This is a genomic window from Vogesella oryzagri, assembly GCF_040148885.1.
In the GTDB taxonomy this organism is placed as follows: domain Bacteria; phylum Pseudomonadota; class Gammaproteobacteria; order Burkholderiales; family Chromobacteriaceae; genus Vogesella; species Vogesella oryzagri.
On record NZ_JBEFLD010000004.1, the window covers coordinates 385923 to 401999 of the forward strand.

At 61.8% G+C, this 16077-nt stretch carries 13 protein-coding genes; 11 read left to right on the plus strand and 2 right to left on the minus strand.

Going from position 1 to position 16077, the window contains the following annotated elements:
- Window positions 1–516: 516 nt before the first annotated feature.
- The 4 genes from ABNW52_RS09590 to ABNW52_RS09605 all read left to right on the plus strand — a co-directional run bounded on the left by ABNW52_RS09590 (window position 517) and on the right by ABNW52_RS09605 (window position 4080).
- Window positions 517–1053: a DUF2939 domain-containing protein gene (locus tag ABNW52_RS09590; RefSeq protein WP_349586887.1), complete on the plus strand. Its 537-nt coding sequence runs from the start codon at window positions 517–519 to the stop codon at window positions 1051–1053.
- A 584-nt stretch (window positions 1054–1637) separates the two neighbouring features.
- On the plus strand, window positions 1638–2099 hold the full coding sequence (locus ABNW52_RS09595) for a hypothetical protein (protein WP_349586889.1): 462 nt from the start codon (window positions 1638–1640) through the stop codon (window positions 2097–2099).
- A 285-nt stretch (window positions 2100–2384) separates the two neighbouring features.
- Window positions 2385–2804 (plus strand): LexA family protein, encoded by a 420-nt coding sequence (locus ABNW52_RS09600; protein WP_349586891.1) that lies wholly within the window; start codon window positions 2385–2387, stop codon window positions 2802–2804.
- Window positions 2794–4080, plus strand: coding sequence for a Y-family DNA polymerase (locus ABNW52_RS09605; RefSeq protein ID WP_349586894.1), 1287 nt, complete (start codon window positions 2794–2796; stop codon window positions 4078–4080). Before ABNW52_RS09600 ends, ABNW52_RS09605 begins: the two co-directional genes overlap by 11 nt.
- 184 nt (window positions 4081–4264) lie before the next feature.
- On the opposite strand, the gene typA is transcribed toward ABNW52_RS09605, so the two are convergent.
- Window positions 4265–6079, minus strand: a complete 1815-nt coding sequence (gene typA / locus ABNW52_RS09610) for a translational GTPase TypA (RefSeq protein ID WP_349586896.1) — start codon at window positions 6077–6079, stop codon at window positions 4265–4267.
- Between the two features lie 111 nt (window positions 6080–6190).
- Between typA and ABNW52_RS09615 the strand changes: the two genes are divergently transcribed.
- Entirely contained in the window at window positions 6191–7051 is an 861-nt protein-coding gene (locus tag ABNW52_RS09615; protein ID WP_349586899.1) for a hypothetical protein, read from the plus strand.
- 84 nt (window positions 7052–7135) lie between these two features.
- Here the strand turns inward: ABNW52_RS09615 and ABNW52_RS09620 are convergent, their stop codons facing one another.
- On the minus strand, window positions 7136–8125 hold the full coding sequence (locus tag ABNW52_RS09620) for an NAD(P)H-quinone oxidoreductase (protein WP_349586901.1): 990 nt from the start codon (window positions 8123–8125) through the stop codon (window positions 7136–7138).
- 51 nt (window positions 8126–8176) lie between these two features.
- Between ABNW52_RS09620 and ABNW52_RS09625 the strand changes: the two genes are divergently transcribed.
- The 6 genes from ABNW52_RS09625 to ABNW52_RS09650 all read left to right on the plus strand — a co-directional run bounded on the left by ABNW52_RS09625 (window position 8177) and on the right by ABNW52_RS09650 (window position 16077).
- On the plus strand, window positions 8177–10624 hold the full coding sequence (locus tag ABNW52_RS09625) for a heavy metal translocating P-type ATPase (RefSeq protein ID WP_349586903.1): 2448 nt from the start codon (window positions 8177–8179) through the stop codon (window positions 10622–10624).
- Window positions 10624–10791, plus strand: a complete 168-nt coding sequence (ccoS, locus tag ABNW52_RS09630) for a cbb3-type cytochrome oxidase assembly protein CcoS (RefSeq protein WP_349586905.1) — start codon at window positions 10624–10626, stop codon at window positions 10789–10791. The genes ABNW52_RS09625 and ccoS overlap by 1 nt, the downstream gene beginning before the upstream one ends.
- A 182-nt stretch (window positions 10792–10973) precedes the next feature.
- The gene (gene trkA, locus ABNW52_RS09635) at window positions 10974–12344 is read left to right on the plus strand and encodes a Trk system potassium transporter TrkA (protein ID WP_349586908.1); all 1371 of its coding nucleotides are present in this window, start codon (window positions 10974–10976) and stop codon (window positions 12342–12344) included.
- Entirely contained in the window at window positions 12344–12736 is a 393-nt protein-coding gene (gloA2, locus tag ABNW52_RS09640; protein ID WP_349586910.1) for an SMU1112c/YaeR family gloxylase I-like metalloprotein, read from the plus strand. The genes trkA and gloA2 overlap by 1 nt, the downstream gene beginning before the upstream one ends.
- A complete protein-coding gene (locus ABNW52_RS09645; protein ID WP_349586913.1) occupies window positions 12737–14191 on the plus strand; it encodes a TrkH family potassium uptake protein in 1455 nt (484 codons plus the stop codon).
- 2 nt (window positions 14192–14193) lie between these two features.
- Window positions 14194–16077, plus strand: coding sequence for a transglycosylase SLT domain-containing protein (locus ABNW52_RS09650; RefSeq protein ID WP_349586915.1), 1884 nt, complete (start codon window positions 14194–14196; stop codon window positions 16075–16077).

Genomic DNA, 16077 nt, shown 5'->3' on the forward strand with positions numbered 1-16077 from the left:
TCCAGGCACCTCGAAATGCACAATATACCGTTTCCCGCGGATTCCATTTATGGCACTGGCACGGCCACCAGGCCTCCAACGCTTGAGTTCACGAGCGCTCAGCAACGAAGAGTCACGGCTCGCATATGGCCATCGAACTGAAGAAGTCGCGGCTTTTCAAGAGCCGATGAAAGGTAAGCGACGCATTTCCGCCGATTCCGAGCCATGGAGCGATTGCTGCTATTAGCCGATGGCTTGCCAGCAAATTGACCGCAACTATGTCGTCAAGATTTTTTATCTGCTGTCCGGTAGGATCTCCAGCCACCGTCCGCCCTGGATTTGTAACGGTCGCACCCGCTCAATCGACTCAACGGCCTCTTTGGCCGGCCTGCAGCCTGCCCATCGGGATCACAGGCTGCTTGTCGGCTTGAGCGGTCATTCAGCAATACCCCCGATAGGCCAACAAGCCATTGCCGACGAAAGCAATGTGGTATCCAATCTGGATGACTACTCTTCAGACTTCAAACAGGAAGCACCATGGATAACAAGTTGAAAGGCGGCCTGACTCTTGCGGCTATCGCATTGACCAGCTGGTTCTACTACACGCCGTACCTGGCAGTACAAGGCATGCAAGATGCGGCACAAGAGCGCAATGCGACGAAACTAGCCCGCTACGTGGACTTTCCCGTCGTCAAAGAAAACCTGAAGGCCGAGTTGAACGGCCAGATGCTGCAGAAACTGCAGGGCAACCCGCTTGCAGCGGTGGGCGTGGTTTTTGCCGGGGCCATGGTCAATGCCATGGTTGATGCGATTGTTTCGCCGCAGGGGCTAGCCATGATGATGCAAGGCGAAAAGCCCCTGTCCACAACCACGGCGGAAGCCACTGCGCCCGGTTCGCAGGATGACCAGGCCAATACATCGAACAAAATCGAGACCAAGATGGGTTATGACGGACTCAGCCAGTTCATAGTCAAGGTCTATCAGCGCGATAAGCCAGAACAAGCGATCAATCTGGTACTGCAGCGGCACAATCTAGTGTCGTGGCAGTTGGCCGAGATTCGCCTACCGCACTAACCTGCTATCGAAGCAAAGCGTGGTCTGTCCGAGTTCTATCGGACAGTGAGATAAGGCAGCAGAACTACCCGACTGCTTGAGCCATCAACTTTGTTGAACGTCCATCTTGCTAACCAAGGTACTTCAGCTTTGCGGTCGGAAGTTCACATTAACCACACCAGGTATATGGACATTCCACGTAAATTGCTATGGATCGGCAGGTATCCTGAGCACTGTGGACCGACACGGTCGGCTACTTGCCGCTGAACACATAGCGAAACGACTAGGTGCAGATGAATCGTTTTAAATCGCGTGGCCTTGACCGGCAGGTCGCGGAGCTTCAAATCTGTGCAGCAATTCTGAGTCGCTTTACCGGCTTGGCACGCCGCAAATGGTACGCATGGGATAGGTCCGTCTGGAGACTGGATGCACCCGACATTTAATTGATTTTTGTGCAACAAGTTCCGTGCAAAATAAATGAAACCTTATCCAAAAAATCCGAATAGATGTATTGATATTGTGAATTTTGACAAAGACTTTGCTTTGGATTCTGCACGTGGAAAGTGTGGATTCGAATTGGACGACCACATCAAGGAGCTACCATTTTGATTGATTCAATTACTGGGAGTAAGGTATTGGTTGAGTCGGATCAAACTTATGGCTCGAAGGTAAGACTGTCTTGTTTTGAGGATTTTGATATTCTAGATGATTTTTTCAATGAAGATTTTCTAGTTCCAACATTTACCACCATGCAAAAAGAAAGTGACAGGGGATTTTATATTTATTTCGGTGTTTTGGCTAACTTGACTGTTTTGCAAAATGCTATTGACGGAGTAATTGAAAAGGTGAAATGCGATTTTCTTGAAGATTTTTATCTTGATCCAGTATATGGTGTAGCATTGAATTTCTATTGTTTAAGCGAGAAAATTAGAATAATTGATTTTTGTTATGAAAATAAAGTGGCTGTGGACTGGGTGCAAAATAGTGATGAAGGGGTTTTGTATTGGGGGCGTGCGGTTGGCTTGAGTGCAGTTAAAAGTTTCTTAAAAAAAGGGCTTTATGAATAGTGCACGAGATCGGGGCACGTCTGGATGTCTGTATATACCAGTCATTTCCCTATCTGTGCCACCTGTCCGCTTTGGCCGAAACGCAGCAGCCCGCATACCCCCTCTCCAGGCACTCCTCACGGGCTCCAACCCAAAAAGTAGCAGGGGCCGATAGCCCCCTCTCTTCGCTCAGACTCCCACAAGCTTTATTCTGGTCCGACAAACCCTATTTTCCGCAGTCAGCAACATCTTGATACATCAAGGGTTTTCTGCTATTTTGATTTTGTACATTATCAATAAAATCACATGAAACTCGCGCTCCTCTCCCGTCCGGCCCTGGCTGGTTTTCCATCGCCAGCGGCGGATTTGCCCACCGACGAGCTGGACCTCAACACCCTGCTCTGCCCGGACCGCATGGCCACCTTCTTCCTGCGCGCCCGCGGCGATGCACTGATGGACAGCGGCATCCTGGATGGCGATCTGCTGATTCTCAACAAGGGACTCACGCCGCAACATGGCGATCTGGTGGTGTACTGGGAAGAAAACGGCTTTGTCGTCCGCAAGCTCAGCCGCGTCAATGGGCAATGGTGGCTGGGACATCGCGATGCCCAGCGTCGTTGGCGGGAGCAACCGCCGCCCGCGCATTTTGATGCATTGCTGTGGGGTGTCATCGTCGGCGTCGCACGGCAATTGCATCGCCACACGGCAGCCGGCCATGCCCACTGAGCCGTGCTTTGCCCTGCTCGACGGCAACAATTTTTACGTTGCCTGCGAGCGGCTGTTCAACCCCGCCCTGCTAGGCATACCGGTGGTGGTGCTCTCCAACAACGATGGCTGCATCGTGTCGCGCTCGGCCGAGGCCAAGGCCATCGGTGTGCCGATGGGCGTCGCCTTTCACGAAGCGCGCAACTTGCTGTATCGCCATCGCGGCAAGGCACTGTCATCCAATTACGAGCTATACGGCTCGCTGTCACGCCGCATGATGACGTTGGCCGCACGCTATGCCAGCGCGCAGGAGATTTACTCCATCGACGAGTGCTTCCTGGATTTTGCCGGCCAGACCGACCCGCAACAGCAGGCCCGCCAGCTACGCCTGACCGTACAGCGCAAGCTGGGACTACCAGTTTGTATCGGCCTGGGAGCGAGCAAAACGCTAGCCAAGCTGGCCAATCAGGTTGCCAAGCAGCAAGCGCGTTTTGGTGGCGTGTTTGACTGGCGCATGCTGAACGCGACCGAACGTCAGCAACTGCTGCAGCACCTGGATGTGGGCATGGTGTGGGGCATTGGTTACCGCCTGCGCGAGCAGCTGCAGGGGCTGGGCATTGCCAGCGCGGCACAGTTGGCCGCGGCCAACCCGGCGTGGGCGCGGCAGCGTTTCGGCCTAGCCGTGGAACGTACAGTACGCGAACTACAAGGTGAAGCCTGCCTGAGCGTGGCGGACGTGACTCCGCCACGCCAGCAGATTCATTCCACGCGCTCGTTTGCACGGCGGTTGGATGATCCGGCCGAGCTGCAGGCAGCCATCAGCCACCACGTTGCCCGCTGTGCCGAGAAACTGCGCGCGCAGCACAGCGCTGCCCGCCTGCTGCACATCCTGCTGCGCACCGACCCGCCCGGCCGTGGCGGCGCCCTGCAGCAAAAACACTGGGCCAGCCTGCCGCTGCTGATGCCGACCACCGACAGCCGCCACCTGACCGCCCATGCGCTACAACTGTTGCAACAGCTGTACCAGCCGGGCGTGCGCTATCACAAGTGCGGGGTCATTCTGGATGAACTGGTCCCGGCCGATGCCAGCCGCCAGGGCGATTTGTTTCTGGCGGCGGAGCCGGCACGCAACCAGCAACTGATGCAGGCGCTGGATGGCATCAACCAGCGCTTTGGCAAGGACAGCATCCGCGTGGCCAGCAGCCTGCTGGGCAATGGCCGCTGGCATATGCGCCAGGATCAGCGCTCACCGCGCTGCACCACCCGCTGGGACGAAATACTGAGTGTCAGCACCTGAACAAGGTTGGCCGCAGCAACAAAATGCGGCCAACTATGGCCGCAAAAGGAGGAGGAGAAACACGGCACAACTCAGGGCACACACCAAAACGTATCTGACATAGCTTCAGCCTAGTCGTGTTTCCCGATAACACAAGCAAGAAAAACCCCGGTTTGCACCGGGGTTTTTTGCGTCAGGCAAAGGCTTAGCCTTCAACCTTGGACATACGACGACGGTCGTGCTCTTGCAGCCAGCGCTTGCGGATACGGATGGATTTCGGGGTGATTTCCACCAGTTCGTCATCATCGATGAACTCCACCGCGGATTCCAGCGTCAGCTTGATCGGCGTGGTCAGGCGTACGGCTTCGTCGGTGCCGGAGGCGCGCACGTTGGTCAGCTTCTTGCCCTTCAGCGGGTTCACTACCAGATCGTTGTCGCGGCTATGAATGCCAATGATCATGCCTTCGTACAGCTTGTCGCCCGGAGAGACGAACATGCGGCCACGGTCTTCCAGGTTCCACAGTGCATAAGCCACGGCTTCACCGTTGTCCTGCGAGATCAGCACGCCATTGTGACGGCCCGGCAGATCGGCTTTCACCGGTGCGTAGTCGTCAAATACGTGGCTCATCAGGCCGGTACCGCGGGTCATGGTCATGAAGTCGGACTGGAAGCCGATCAGGCCACGTGCCGGAATGTGGTATTCCAGACGGGTACGACCCTGGCCATCGGATTCCATATTGGTCAGCTCGCCACGACGACGGCCGATTTCTTCCATCACGCCACCCTGGTGTGCATCTTCCAGGTCGATGGTCAGGTTTTCGTACGGCTCGCACTTCTGGCCGTTGATTTCCTTGAACACCACGCGCGGCTTGGCTACAGCCATTTCGAAGCCTTCGCGACGCATGTTTTCCAGCAGAATGGTCAAGTGCAGTTCGCCACGACCGGATACGCGGAACACGTCGGAGTCCTCGGTGTCTTCCACGCGCAGCGCCACGTTGGTCAGCAGCTCTTTGGTCAGACGATCGCGAATCTGGCGCGAAGTCACGAACTTACCTTCGGTGCCGGCCAGCGGGCTGGAGTTCACCATGAAGTCCATGGTCAGGGTCGGCTCATCTACCGACAGCATCGGCAGGCCTACCGGCTGCTCCTTGTCGCAGATGGTCACGCCGATACCGATATCGTCCAGACCGGAGATGATGATGATGTCGCCGGCTTCGGCCTCTTCCACCGGCACGCGATCCAGACCCTTGTAACCCAGCACCTGGTTGATGCGGCCAGCTGCCACTTGGTCGTCATGGTTCATTACCACAACAGCCTGGCCCGGCTTGATACGACCGTTCAGGACGCGGCCAACACCCAGACGACCGGTGTAGGTGGAGTAGTCCAGTGCCGAAATCTGCAGCTGCAGCGGGGCATCGGCGCTACCAGCCGGGGTCGGTACGTGCTTGAGCACGGTCTCGAACAGCGGGCGCATGTTGTCGGATTCTTCTTCCAGCTCCAGCTTGGCAAAGCCGTTCAGGCCAGAAGCGTAGATGATCGGGAAGTCCAGCTGCTCGTCGGTGGCACCCAGCTTGTCGAACAGGTCGAAAGTCTGGTCTACCACCCAGTCCGGACGTGCGCCCGGACGGTCAACCTTGTTGATCACCACGATCGGGCGCAGGCCCAGGGCCAGTGCCTTCTTGGTCACGAAGCGGGTTTGCGGCATCGGGCCTTCTACGGCGTCAACCAGCAGCAGAACACCATCCACCATGCCCAGTACGCGCTCTACTTCGCCGCCGAAGTCGGCGTGGCCCGGGGTATCCACGATGTTGATGTGCACGCCTTCGTAATCGATGGCAGTGTTTTTGGCCAGAATGGTAATGCCGCGTTCTTTTTCCAGATCGTTGGAATCCATCACGCGTTCGTCAACCTGCTGGTTGTCGCGGAAGGTACCGGACTGGCGCAGCAGTTGGTCAACCAGGGTGGTTTTGCCGTGGTCAACGTGGGCAATGATGGCGATATTGCGAATTTGTCGGGTCATGGGTGCTCGGTGTTCAGCGAAAAAGTCGCGCGATTCTATCATGAACAGGGTGACACTGCAGTGAAAGCCGCTATTTTTCGGTACACTGCGCCGTTTTGGGGGGCAAGACATATGTATGACTGGAATGCACTGTGGCATGTCCATGACAACTACCGCACCGGTTATGCCGGGCCGGCGGCAGACATCAACCAGCTGGCCGACGAGCTGGGCGGCAAACTGGTGAAGTCTGCCCGCGACGAACACGACCTAGCGGTATACGACACCGGCGACGCCTACACCCTGCTGCGCCACGACAACGGGTTGCAGATGTTGAACCTGGCCAAGCGCCACCTGTTCGACATCGGCGTGCGCCTGGTCACCACCGATGAAGGCCAGGCGCTAGCGCTGCCATATCTGGAAGTGCTGGTCGACAATCTGGCCACCGGCGAAGAAGCGGCCTGGCGCGGCGAGGTGAGCTGCAATGCCGCTGGCGAGCTGGTGGTAAACGGCGAAACGCTCAGCCCGGACCTGCCGCCAAAGATGCAGTTCCAGCTGTCGTTCAGCAACGAGCAACGCTTCAGCGCCGCACTGCAGGAAGCGTGGCAGGAAGCCGCCGAGCACATCACGCTGGACGCCGCCGCCTGGTTCAACGCCGAGGCGCTGGAAGACGCACCGGAAGAACCGCCGCTGGATGCCCGCATCCAGCAAATGTGCGACCGCTACGCCGAAATCATCCGCCGTGAACAAGCAATGCTGTCGCGCCGCTTTGCCGACGCCGAGCTGCACCTGGTGGCCGAGGTGCTGCGTGGCGTGCATTTTGACAGCGCCGAATCCTGCCGCGGCCTGTGGCTGGCGGTAGAGGCACGCATCCTGCACGATGAACTGGACCACAAGTACAAGGTGGATGGCGAGGCGCTGCTGGAGAAGCTGCGCGTACTGAGTTACACCCAGGAAGTGGCGCTGATCGAGGCGCTGGCGCCGGTACAGCCATAACAGCTTGGCCGCAAGCAAACGGGCGACCGACGGCCGCCCGTTATTCTTTCCAACTGCGATGTTTTGCACGTTAACGCGTGCGACTCAGCCGGCAATCACCGGCATCAGACTCAGTACCACCTTGCCCAGGTTGCGATTTTCTTCCACATAGCGGTGCGCATCGGCCACCGCGGCCAGTGGGTAGATACTATCCAGCGTCACCTGCGCCCGGCCGTCCTGCAGTGCCGGCAATATCTCCTGCGCCAGCGCTGCGGCCAACCTGGCTTTTACCGCTTCCGGCTGACTGCGCAGCGTGGAGCCAATGATCTTCAGCCGCTTCACCAGCAGCAGGCCAAGGTTGAGATTGCCCTGCACCCCGCCCATGACACCGATCAGCACCAGCCGGCCATCCTGTTTCAACACCGCGATATTGTCGTCGAACAGTGACGCCCCCACCGGGTCCAGCACCACATCCACTCCGCCGTGTTCCTTTATATAGGCTGCAAATCCCGCCTGACGGCTGTCGATGACGTCATCCGCACCCAGCCGGCGACAGAAAGCACGCTTTTCGTCGCTGCCGGCACTAGCAATCACACGACAGCCCAGCAGACTGGCCAGCTGGATCGCCGCCGCGCCGACACCGCTGGCGCCGGCGTGAATCAGCACCGTTTCGCCGGCACGCAGCTGTGCAATTTCCACCAGGTTGAACCAGGCGGTCATCCACGCCTCCGGCAGACTGGCCGCCGCCGCCCAGCTCATCATGTCCGGCTTGGGAAGCGCCGCCGAGCTATCCAGCAACGCATACTCGGCATAGCCGCCGCCGGACACCAGCCCGAACACGGCATCGCCCTCCTGAAAACGCGACGGCCCGTTGACGGCATCCACCACCCCGGCCACCTCCAGCCCCAGAATCGGCGACGCACCCTTGGGCGGCGGATACTTGCCCTCGCGCTGCACGATATCGGCACGATTGATCCCGGCCGCCAGCACACGCACGCGCAGCTGCCCGGCAGCCGGCTCCGGCTTCTCCACCACGTCCAGCCGCAGGGTGTCCACCCCGCCGGCGCCGGACTGTACAACCGCCTGCATAGCCATGCTTGACCCTCCACAAACCAGGCAAATGTTCTTGCATTACAATAGCACGCCATGAACCAGCCCTGTTTCCACTGCCACCTGCCCGTACCCGACGGACAGGACTTCCCCATCCGCTATCGCCAACGTACCGAACAAGCCTGCTGTGCCGGCTGCCAGGCCGTGGCACAGACCATCATCGACAGCGGACTGGGCGATTATTACCAGCACCGCACCGACAGCCAGCAAAAAGCCGAAGCCCTGCCGGCCGAGCTGCTGCAACAAATCTCCCTCTACGACTCGGACAAGCTGCAGCAGAGCTTCGTTCGCCACGAAGACGGCGCCGTGCGCGAGGCCACACTGATGCTGGAAGGCATCACCTGCGCCGCCTGCGTGTGGCTGAACGAACAGCACGTGCGCCAGTTGCCGGGCGTGCTGAGCGTAGACATCAACTACAGCAGCCATCGTGCCCGCGTGCGCTGGGACAACAGCCGGCTGCAGCTGTCGCAGATCCTGCATGCCATTGCCGAAATCGGCTACCGCGCCCACCCCTACGACAGTGCGCGCCAGGAGGCGGTGCAGCAGCGCGAGCGCAAGCAGGCGCTGAACCGGCTGTGGGTGGCCGGGCTGTCGATGATGCAGGTGATGATGTACGCGGTGCCGATCTACATGGCGCCAGAAGGCGACATCGAAGCACAGTGGCTGTGGATCCTGCACTGGGCCAGTTTTGTACTGACCTTGCCGGTGATGGTGTACTCGGCGGTGCCGTTTTACCGCGCCACCTGGCGCGACCTGAAAACCCGGCGCGTGGGCATGGATACGCCGGTCACCATCGGCATCCTGACTGCGTTCTTTGCCAGCCTGTGGGCACTGCTGAACAAGGTGGAGCACGGCGTGTACTTCGACTCGGTGTCGATGTTCATCTTCCTGCTGCTGGGCGGGCGCTACCTGGAAAGCATGGCACGGCGCAAGACCGGCGAGGCCACCGAGCGACTGGTCAAGCTGGTACCCGCCTTCGTACACCAGCTGGATAGTTGGCCGCACAGCCACGAGACAAGGGAAGTGGCTGCGGCCAACGTGGTAGCCGGCGCGCAGCTGCTGGTCAAACCGGGCGAAACCGTACCCTGCGATGGCCTAATTCTGGATGGCCACAGCAGCGTGGACGAAGCGCTGCTCACCGGCGAAAGCACCCCCATCCGCAAAACAGTGGGCGACATGGTGATTGCCGGCAGCGTCAACCAGGCCAGCCCGCTGGTGCTGGAAGTCACCCAGACCGGTAACGATACCCGCCTGGCCGGTATCGTGCGCCTGCTGGATCAGGCGATGGCGGAGAAACCGCAGCTGGCCAAGCTGGCAGACCGCTTTGCCGCCTGGTTTGTCGCCCTGCTGCTCTTGGCCGCTGCCGGCACCTATCTCGGCTGGAGCCTACTGGACGGCCCGCAGCACGCACTGTGGATTACCGTGGCGGTACTGGTGGTGTCCTGCCCGTGCGCGTTGAGCCTGGCCACCCCGGCGGCACTGACCGCCGCCACCGGCCACCTGGCACAGATCGGCGTGCTCACCACCCGCGGCCACGCACTGGAAACACTGGCCAAGATTACCGACGTGGTATTCGACAAAACCGGCACTCTCACCTATGGCCGCATGCAGCTACTGGCCACGCAGGAAGCCGCACATGCCGAGCCAACAGCCGCCATCGTGCTGGCCGCCGCGCTAGAGCAATCCTCCGAGCATCCCATTGCCCGCGCGCTGAGCGCCGCAGCGCCGGATGTCGCCCTGCCCACCGTAACGGCATTACATAACCAGCCCGGCCGCGGCGTGGAAGGCAGCATCGCCGGCCAGCGCTGGCGGCTGGGCCAGCCGGATTTTGTCGGCGAGCTGAGCGGCACCGATGCCACCGCGACCATACCCACCGCCGCCATGCATGCAACTGCAACGCTTGTCGCGCTGGGCGATAGCCGCGGCGTCAAGGCCTGGTTCGCCTTCGGGGACCAGTTGCGTGACAGCGCCACCGCGCTGCTTGGCCGCCTGCAGGCGCAAGGCCTGCACGTACACCTGCTGTCCGGCGATGCCGAACTGGCGGTGGCCACGTTGGCCGCAGAACTCGGCATTGCACATTACCGCGCCGGCGCCACGCCGGAAGACAAGCTGGCCTATGTCAGCCAGCTGCAGCAAGGCGGCGCACGCGTGCTGATGCTGGGCGATGGCGTCAACGATGCCCCAGTGCTGGCGCGCGCCGACGTCTCGCTGGCAATGGGCGGCGGCACCGATGTCGCCCGCGCCAGCGGCGACATGGTACTGATGGGCGACGACATCGCCCAGCTGTCCAAAGCGCTGACACTGGCGCGGCGCACCATGCGCATCATCCGTCAGAATCTGCTGTGGGCCGCGGTGTACAATCTGGTGGCACTGCCACTGGCGATTACCGGCCACATCACCCCGTGGCTGGCCAGCCTGGGCATGGCAGCCAGCTCGCTGCTGGTAGTCAGCAACGCGCTGCGGCTAGTCAAACGGAGCCAGTAATGGAAAGCCTGTATTTATTGATTCCACTCAGCATCCTGCTGGTGTTCGTCATCGGCGTGCTGTTCTGGTGGTCCACCCGCTCCGGCCAGTTCGACGACCTGGAAGGCCCGGCACACCGCATCCTGATGGACGACGACAGCCCACCGGGCGAAGACGACGCACGCTGAGCATCGCCACTGCGGCCAACCTTGCAAGGTTGGCCGCAGTGCTATTGCGCCGCGATAGGCCATGACAATCGCCGGCGGAATGGCATAATCTGGCCGCGCCCACGCCGCCACGACGCGGCACACAACGTAAACCCAGCACAGTGCGCGCCCCCTGCGCGCGCTACCGGCACGGATCTCTCGGCATGAAAATCCTAATTCTCGGCGGCGGCCAGGTTGGCGCCAGCGTGGCAGAAAACCTGGTTGGCGAAGGCAACGATGTCACCCTGGTCGACCAGGACAGCAACCTGCTGAAGCTGCTGCAGGACCGGCTGGACATCCGCACCGTGCACGGCAATGCCGCCCAGCCGGCCGTCCTGCGCGACGCCGGCATCGAGGAAGCCGAGATGCTGCTGGCGCTGACCCGCAACGACGAAACCAATCTGGTGGCCTGCGCGCTGGCCGAGCAGCGCTATAACGTGCCCACCCGCATTGCCCGTCTGCGCGCCACCGATTACGTCGACGGCGAGCAGCCGGTGATGACGCAGTTCGGCGTCGAGCATGCCATCTGCCCGGAACAGATCGTCACCGACAACCTGCTGCGCGTGCTGGCCTATCCGCGCGCGCTGCAGGTGCTGGACTTTGCCGGCAGCCTGGTGCAGATGGTGGTTACCCGCGCCGAGGCCGGCGGCAAGCTGCTGGGCAAACCGCTGCGCCAACTGCGCGCCGACATGCCGGAAACCGACTGCCGCATCTGCGCCATCTACCGCAAGGACAAGCTGGTCTACCCGGATGGCGATACCGTGCTGGAAGCCGACGACGAGGTGTTCTTCATCGCCGCCCGTGCCGATGTGCCGGCCATGCTGAGTGAACTACGCGCCAGCGAGAAACCAGTGCGGCGGGTGATGATCGCCGGCGGCGGCAATATCGGCTACCGGCTGGCACGCATGCTGTCCGGCCATTACGAAGTAAAGCTGATCGAGCACGGCGCGCAGCGCGCGCGCTGGCTGGCGGAAAACCTGCCGCAGGTGCTGGTGCTGCACGGCGAGGCCACCGACGAAGGCCTGCTGGAAGGCGAAAACGTGGACGAGATGGACGTGTTCTGCGCACTGACCAACGACGACGAGGACAATCTGATGTCCACCCTGCTGGCCAAGCGCATGGGCGCGCGGCGGGTGATCGCGCTGGTCAACCGCGCCAGCTACGTGGACCTGCTGGAAGGCAACCGCATCGACATCGTGATTTCGCCCTACCTGTCCACCATCGGCTCCATCCTCGCCCACCTGCGCCGTGGCGACGTGGTGGCGGCGCAGCCGGTGCGCCGTGGCGCGGCCGAGGTAATGGAAGTGGTGATTCACGGCGACGAAAACACCTCCAGCCTGGTTGGTCGCACGCTGGAGCGCATCGCCCTGCCACGCGGCTGCAGCATCGTGGCGGTGCTGCGCGGCACGCAGGTGCTGATGGCGCACCACGACTTGCAGCTGCAGACCGACGACCACGTGATCTTTTTTGTACATGGCCGCCACAAGGTGCGGCAGATCGAAAAACTCACCCAAGTCAAACTGGGGTTCTTCTGATGGCCATCCGCGGCATCCACCACCTTGCCATCATCACCGCGGACTACCCGCGCGCCCGTGCGTTCTACATCGACACGCTGGGCTTTAGCGTGCTGTCCGAGCATTACCGCCAGCCGCGCGACTCGTGGAAACTCAATCTGGTACTGCCCGACGGCAGCCAGATCGAGCTGTTCAGCTTTCCCGCCCCGCCGCCACGGCCAACCCGGCCGGAAGCCTGCGGCCTGCGTCATCTGGCGCTGCGCGTGGCACAGCTGGATGAGGAAATCGCCCGCCTGCAGGCCGCCGGCGTTGAATGCGAGCCGGTGCGGGTGGACGAGTACACCGGCCAGCGCTTCACCTTTCTGGCCGACCCGGACGGCTTGCCGATCGAGCTGTATGAACAGGCGGACTGAATGAGCAAACTGCTGCCCATCCTGCATGTGCTGTCCAAGCTGGTGCTGCTGTACTCGCTGCTGTTCGCCGTCCCCTGCGCGGTATCCTGGCTGTATGACGACGGCACTGCCCGCCACTTCGCGCTGTCCGCGCTGGCCGGCGGCGCGGCCGGCAGCCTGCTGTGGCTGCTGACCCGCCGTTTCGAACGCGAACTCAAGCCGCGCGATGGTTTCATCCTGGTGGTATTGCTGTGGATCACCTTCGCGCTGATGTCGGCCATCCCCATGCTGCTGTACGTGCCCGGTCTCAGTTTTACCGACGGCTTTTTCGAGGCCATCTCCGGGCTGACCACCACCGGCTCCACCGTGCTGTCCGGGCTGGACCGCCTGCCGCCAGCCATCAACTTCTGGCGCCATTTCATCAACTGGGTGGGCGGCATGGGCATCATCGTGCTGGCAGTGGCGATTCTGCCGCTGCTGGGCATCGGCGGCATGCAGCTGTACAAGGCCGAGATTCCGGGACCGATGAAGGACAGCAAGCTGGCGCCGCGCATTGCCCAGACTGCGGCCAACCTGTGGTACGTGTATGCCGCGCTCACACTGCTGTGCATGCTGTGCCTGTGGCTGGCCGGCATGACGCCGTTCGACGGACTGTGCCATGCGCTGGCGGCGATGTCGCTCAGCGGCGTGTCCACCCACGATGCCGGCATCGCCTACTTCGACTCACCGGCCATCGAGCTGGTGCTGTCCTGCTTCATGGTGCTGGGCGCACTGAACTTTGCCACCCATTTCCTGTGCTGGCGCAACCGCAGCCTGAAGTTCTACCTGCTGGACGTCGAGGCTCGCCACATCCTGGCGCTGCTGGCCGGCAGCATCCTGCTGCTTAGCGGCTGGCTGTGGTGGCTGGACATCTACAGCTTTCACGCCGCGCTGCGCCACGTATCATTCAATCTGATTTCCATCGCCACTGATGCCGGCTTTGCCAGCGTGGATTACGCGCAGTGGCCGATAGTGGTGCCGCTGTGGATGCTGTTCCTGTCCTGCGTGACCGCCAGCTCCGGCTCGGTTGGCGGCGGCATCAAGATGATCCGTACCCTGATCCTGACCCGCCAAGGCTACCGCGAGATGAACAGCCTGCTGCATCCGCGCGCAGTGCTGCCGCTGATGATAGGTACACGGGTGATTCCAGACAGCGTGGCGTTTTCGGTGCTGGGCTTCATTTTTGTGTATTTCATCAGCGTGGTGCTGCTGACTTTCACCATGATTGCCAGCGGTCTGGATTTCATCTCGTCTTTTTCGGTCATAGTAAGCTGTATCAATAATGCCGGCCCCGCCCTCGGCCAACTGGGCCCGGCCAGCAACTATGCCGGCTTAAGCGACTTCCAGACCTGGGTCTGCAGCTTTGCCATGCTGCTGGGCCGTCTGGAAATCTTTACCATCCTGATACTGTTTACCCCTACTTTCTGGCGAAAATAATCATGCTGCACACCACCCCCACTGCCGGCGACCAACGCCGGCACGCCAGAGCATCATGGCTGCGCCCGCTGGCGCTTGCGCTGGCCCTATTGCCGGCCACCAGCCATGCCCTGAGCGACACCCAGCTGTTCGATGCCCGCGATGCCTACCGCAAGGGCGACGTCACCACCCTGGCCAGCATCAGCGCACAGGCCGACAGCGGCCTGCTGGACAACTGGCCGGCCTACTGGCAGGCGCTCAAGTCGCTGGAAAGCGGCGACAGCGTGCCGGCGCGCGCCTTCATCAACCGCTTTCGCAGCGGCTACCTGGTCGAGCGCACCCTTAACGAACTGATCGAGGACATGGGCCGCCGCTACCAGTGGGACGACCTGCTGCAGGCGGCGCCGGCGCTGTCTGACACCGCCCGCGACGAAGAAGCCGGCTGCTATATCAGCCTGGCCACTCTGCAGCGCCGCCAGAGCGTGCGCCCCGACATCGACTACCTGTCCACCACCCTGCCCGATGGCTGTGCCCGCCTGATCGACGAGCAGGCGTCGCGCCAGCTGCTTACCCAGCCGCAGGTGGCGGCGCGTCTGCGCCAGTTGCTGAACGGCAACTTCCAGACCACCGCACGCCGACTGGCGCAGGCCGCCGGGCTGGATGGCGAATTTTTCCGTCCGGGTGGCAACGAGCAGCAGGTGCAAGCCATCGTCAAGCTGGGCAAGAGCAACTACAGCAGCGCGCTGGACAGCCTGGCCCGCGCCCGCAGCGGCCTGTCTGATGCCCAGGCCGGCTTTGTCTGGGGCCAGCTGGGGCTGGCGGCGGCACGGCGGCTGGACATGCAGCAGGCACTGGACGCCTACGCGCAGGCCGACCCGGCACAGTTGACCGACGAGCAATGGGAGTGGTGGCTGCGCGCCGCGCTGCGGCTGCAGGACTGGGCCAAGCTGGAACAGATCAGCCGCGGTCTGCCGGCCGATCTGGCGGCCAAGCCCGGCTGGCAGTACTGGCGCGCCCGCGCCCTGCGCGCGCTGGGCCGTGGCACCGAAGCCACCCCGTTGCTGGTCAAGACCAGCTTCGAACACAACTACTACGGTCTGCTGGCACGCGAAGAACTGGGCTCGGCGCTGGAATCGCAGCCGGAAAAAGTGACCGCCAGCAGCGCCTTGCAGCAACAGTTGGCCGCAGAACTGCCCATCCGCCAGGCCATGGCGCTGTTTGCGCTGGCCGAGCGCAGCGGGCGCGGCGAATGGCGTGAAGAAGGCCGCCGCGTCTGGCGCTGGGCGATGCGCGAACGCAGCGACGAGCAACTGCTGGTCGCCGCCGAGCTGGCGCGCAGCCAGGGCCAGTACGACATGGCGATCTACGCGGCGGAACGCACCAAGACCAGCCACGATTTCGGCCTGCGCTACCTGGCGCCGTACCGTGACATCACCCGCCCCTACGCGCAGCAGCTGGAAATCGACGAGGCCTGGGTATACGGCCTGATCCGCCAGGAAAGCCGCTTCTACAATGTGGCGCGCTCCGGCGTGGGCGCCAGTGGCCTGATGCAGCTGATGCCGGCCACCGCGCGCTGGGTCGCCGGCAAGATCGGCCTGGGCAACTACCAGGTCAACGACATCGACACCAATATCCGCCTGGGCACCTGGTATCTGCGCTATGTGCTGGACAGCCTGCAGGGCCAGCCGGTGCTGGCCACCGCCGCCTACAATGCCGGCCCGGGCCGCGCGCGCGGCTGGCAAGCCAGCATGCCGCTGGAAGGCGCCATCTACACTGAAACCATCCCGTTCAACGAAACGCGGGATTACGTGCAGAAAGTCATGGCCAATGCGGTGTATTACGCCGGTGCCTTCCGCCAACCCGGCGGCTCGCTCAAGCAACGCCTGGGCGTGATTCCACCGCGCTAG

Bases quoted from the DNA above. Each gene is read 5' to 3' on its own strand.
- gloA2 (WP_349586910.1), top strand. From the start codon at position 12,344: ATGGCCATCCGCGGCATCCACCACCTTGCCATCATCACCGCGGACTAC.
- ABNW52_RS09600 (WP_349586891.1), top strand. From the start codon at position 2,385: ATGAAACTCGCGCTCCTCTCCCGTCCGGCCCTGGCTGGTTTTCCATCG.
- ABNW52_RS09620 (WP_349586901.1), bottom strand. From the start codon at position 8,125: ATGGCTATGCAGGCGGTTGTACAGTCCGGCGCCGGCGGGGTGGACACC.
- trkA (WP_349586908.1), top strand. From the start codon at position 10,974: ATGAAAATCCTAATTCTCGGCGGCGGCCAGGTTGGCGCCAGCGTGGCA.
- ABNW52_RS09605 (WP_349586894.1), top strand. From the start codon at position 2,794: ATGCCCACTGAGCCGTGCTTTGCCCTGCTCGACGGCAACAATTTTTAC.
- ccoS (WP_349586905.1), top strand. From the start codon at position 10,624: ATGGAAAGCCTGTATTTATTGATTCCACTCAGCATCCTGCTGGTGTTC.
- ABNW52_RS09590 (WP_349586887.1), top strand. From the start codon at position 517: ATGGATAACAAGTTGAAAGGCGGCCTGACTCTTGCGGCTATCGCATTG.
- typA (WP_349586896.1), bottom strand. From the start codon at position 6,079: ATGACCCGACAAATTCGCAATATCGCCATCATTGCCCACGTTGACCAC.
- ABNW52_RS09645 (WP_349586913.1), top strand. From the start codon at position 12,737: ATGAGCAAACTGCTGCCCATCCTGCATGTGCTGTCCAAGCTGGTGCTG.
- ABNW52_RS09615 (WP_349586899.1), top strand. From the start codon at position 6,191: ATGTATGACTGGAATGCACTGTGGCATGTCCATGACAACTACCGCACC.
- ABNW52_RS09650 (WP_349586915.1), top strand. From the start codon at position 14,194: ATGCTGCACACCACCCCCACTGCCGGCGACCAACGCCGGCACGCCAGA.
- ABNW52_RS09625 (WP_349586903.1), top strand. From the start codon at position 8,177: ATGAACCAGCCCTGTTTCCACTGCCACCTGCCCGTACCCGACGGACAG.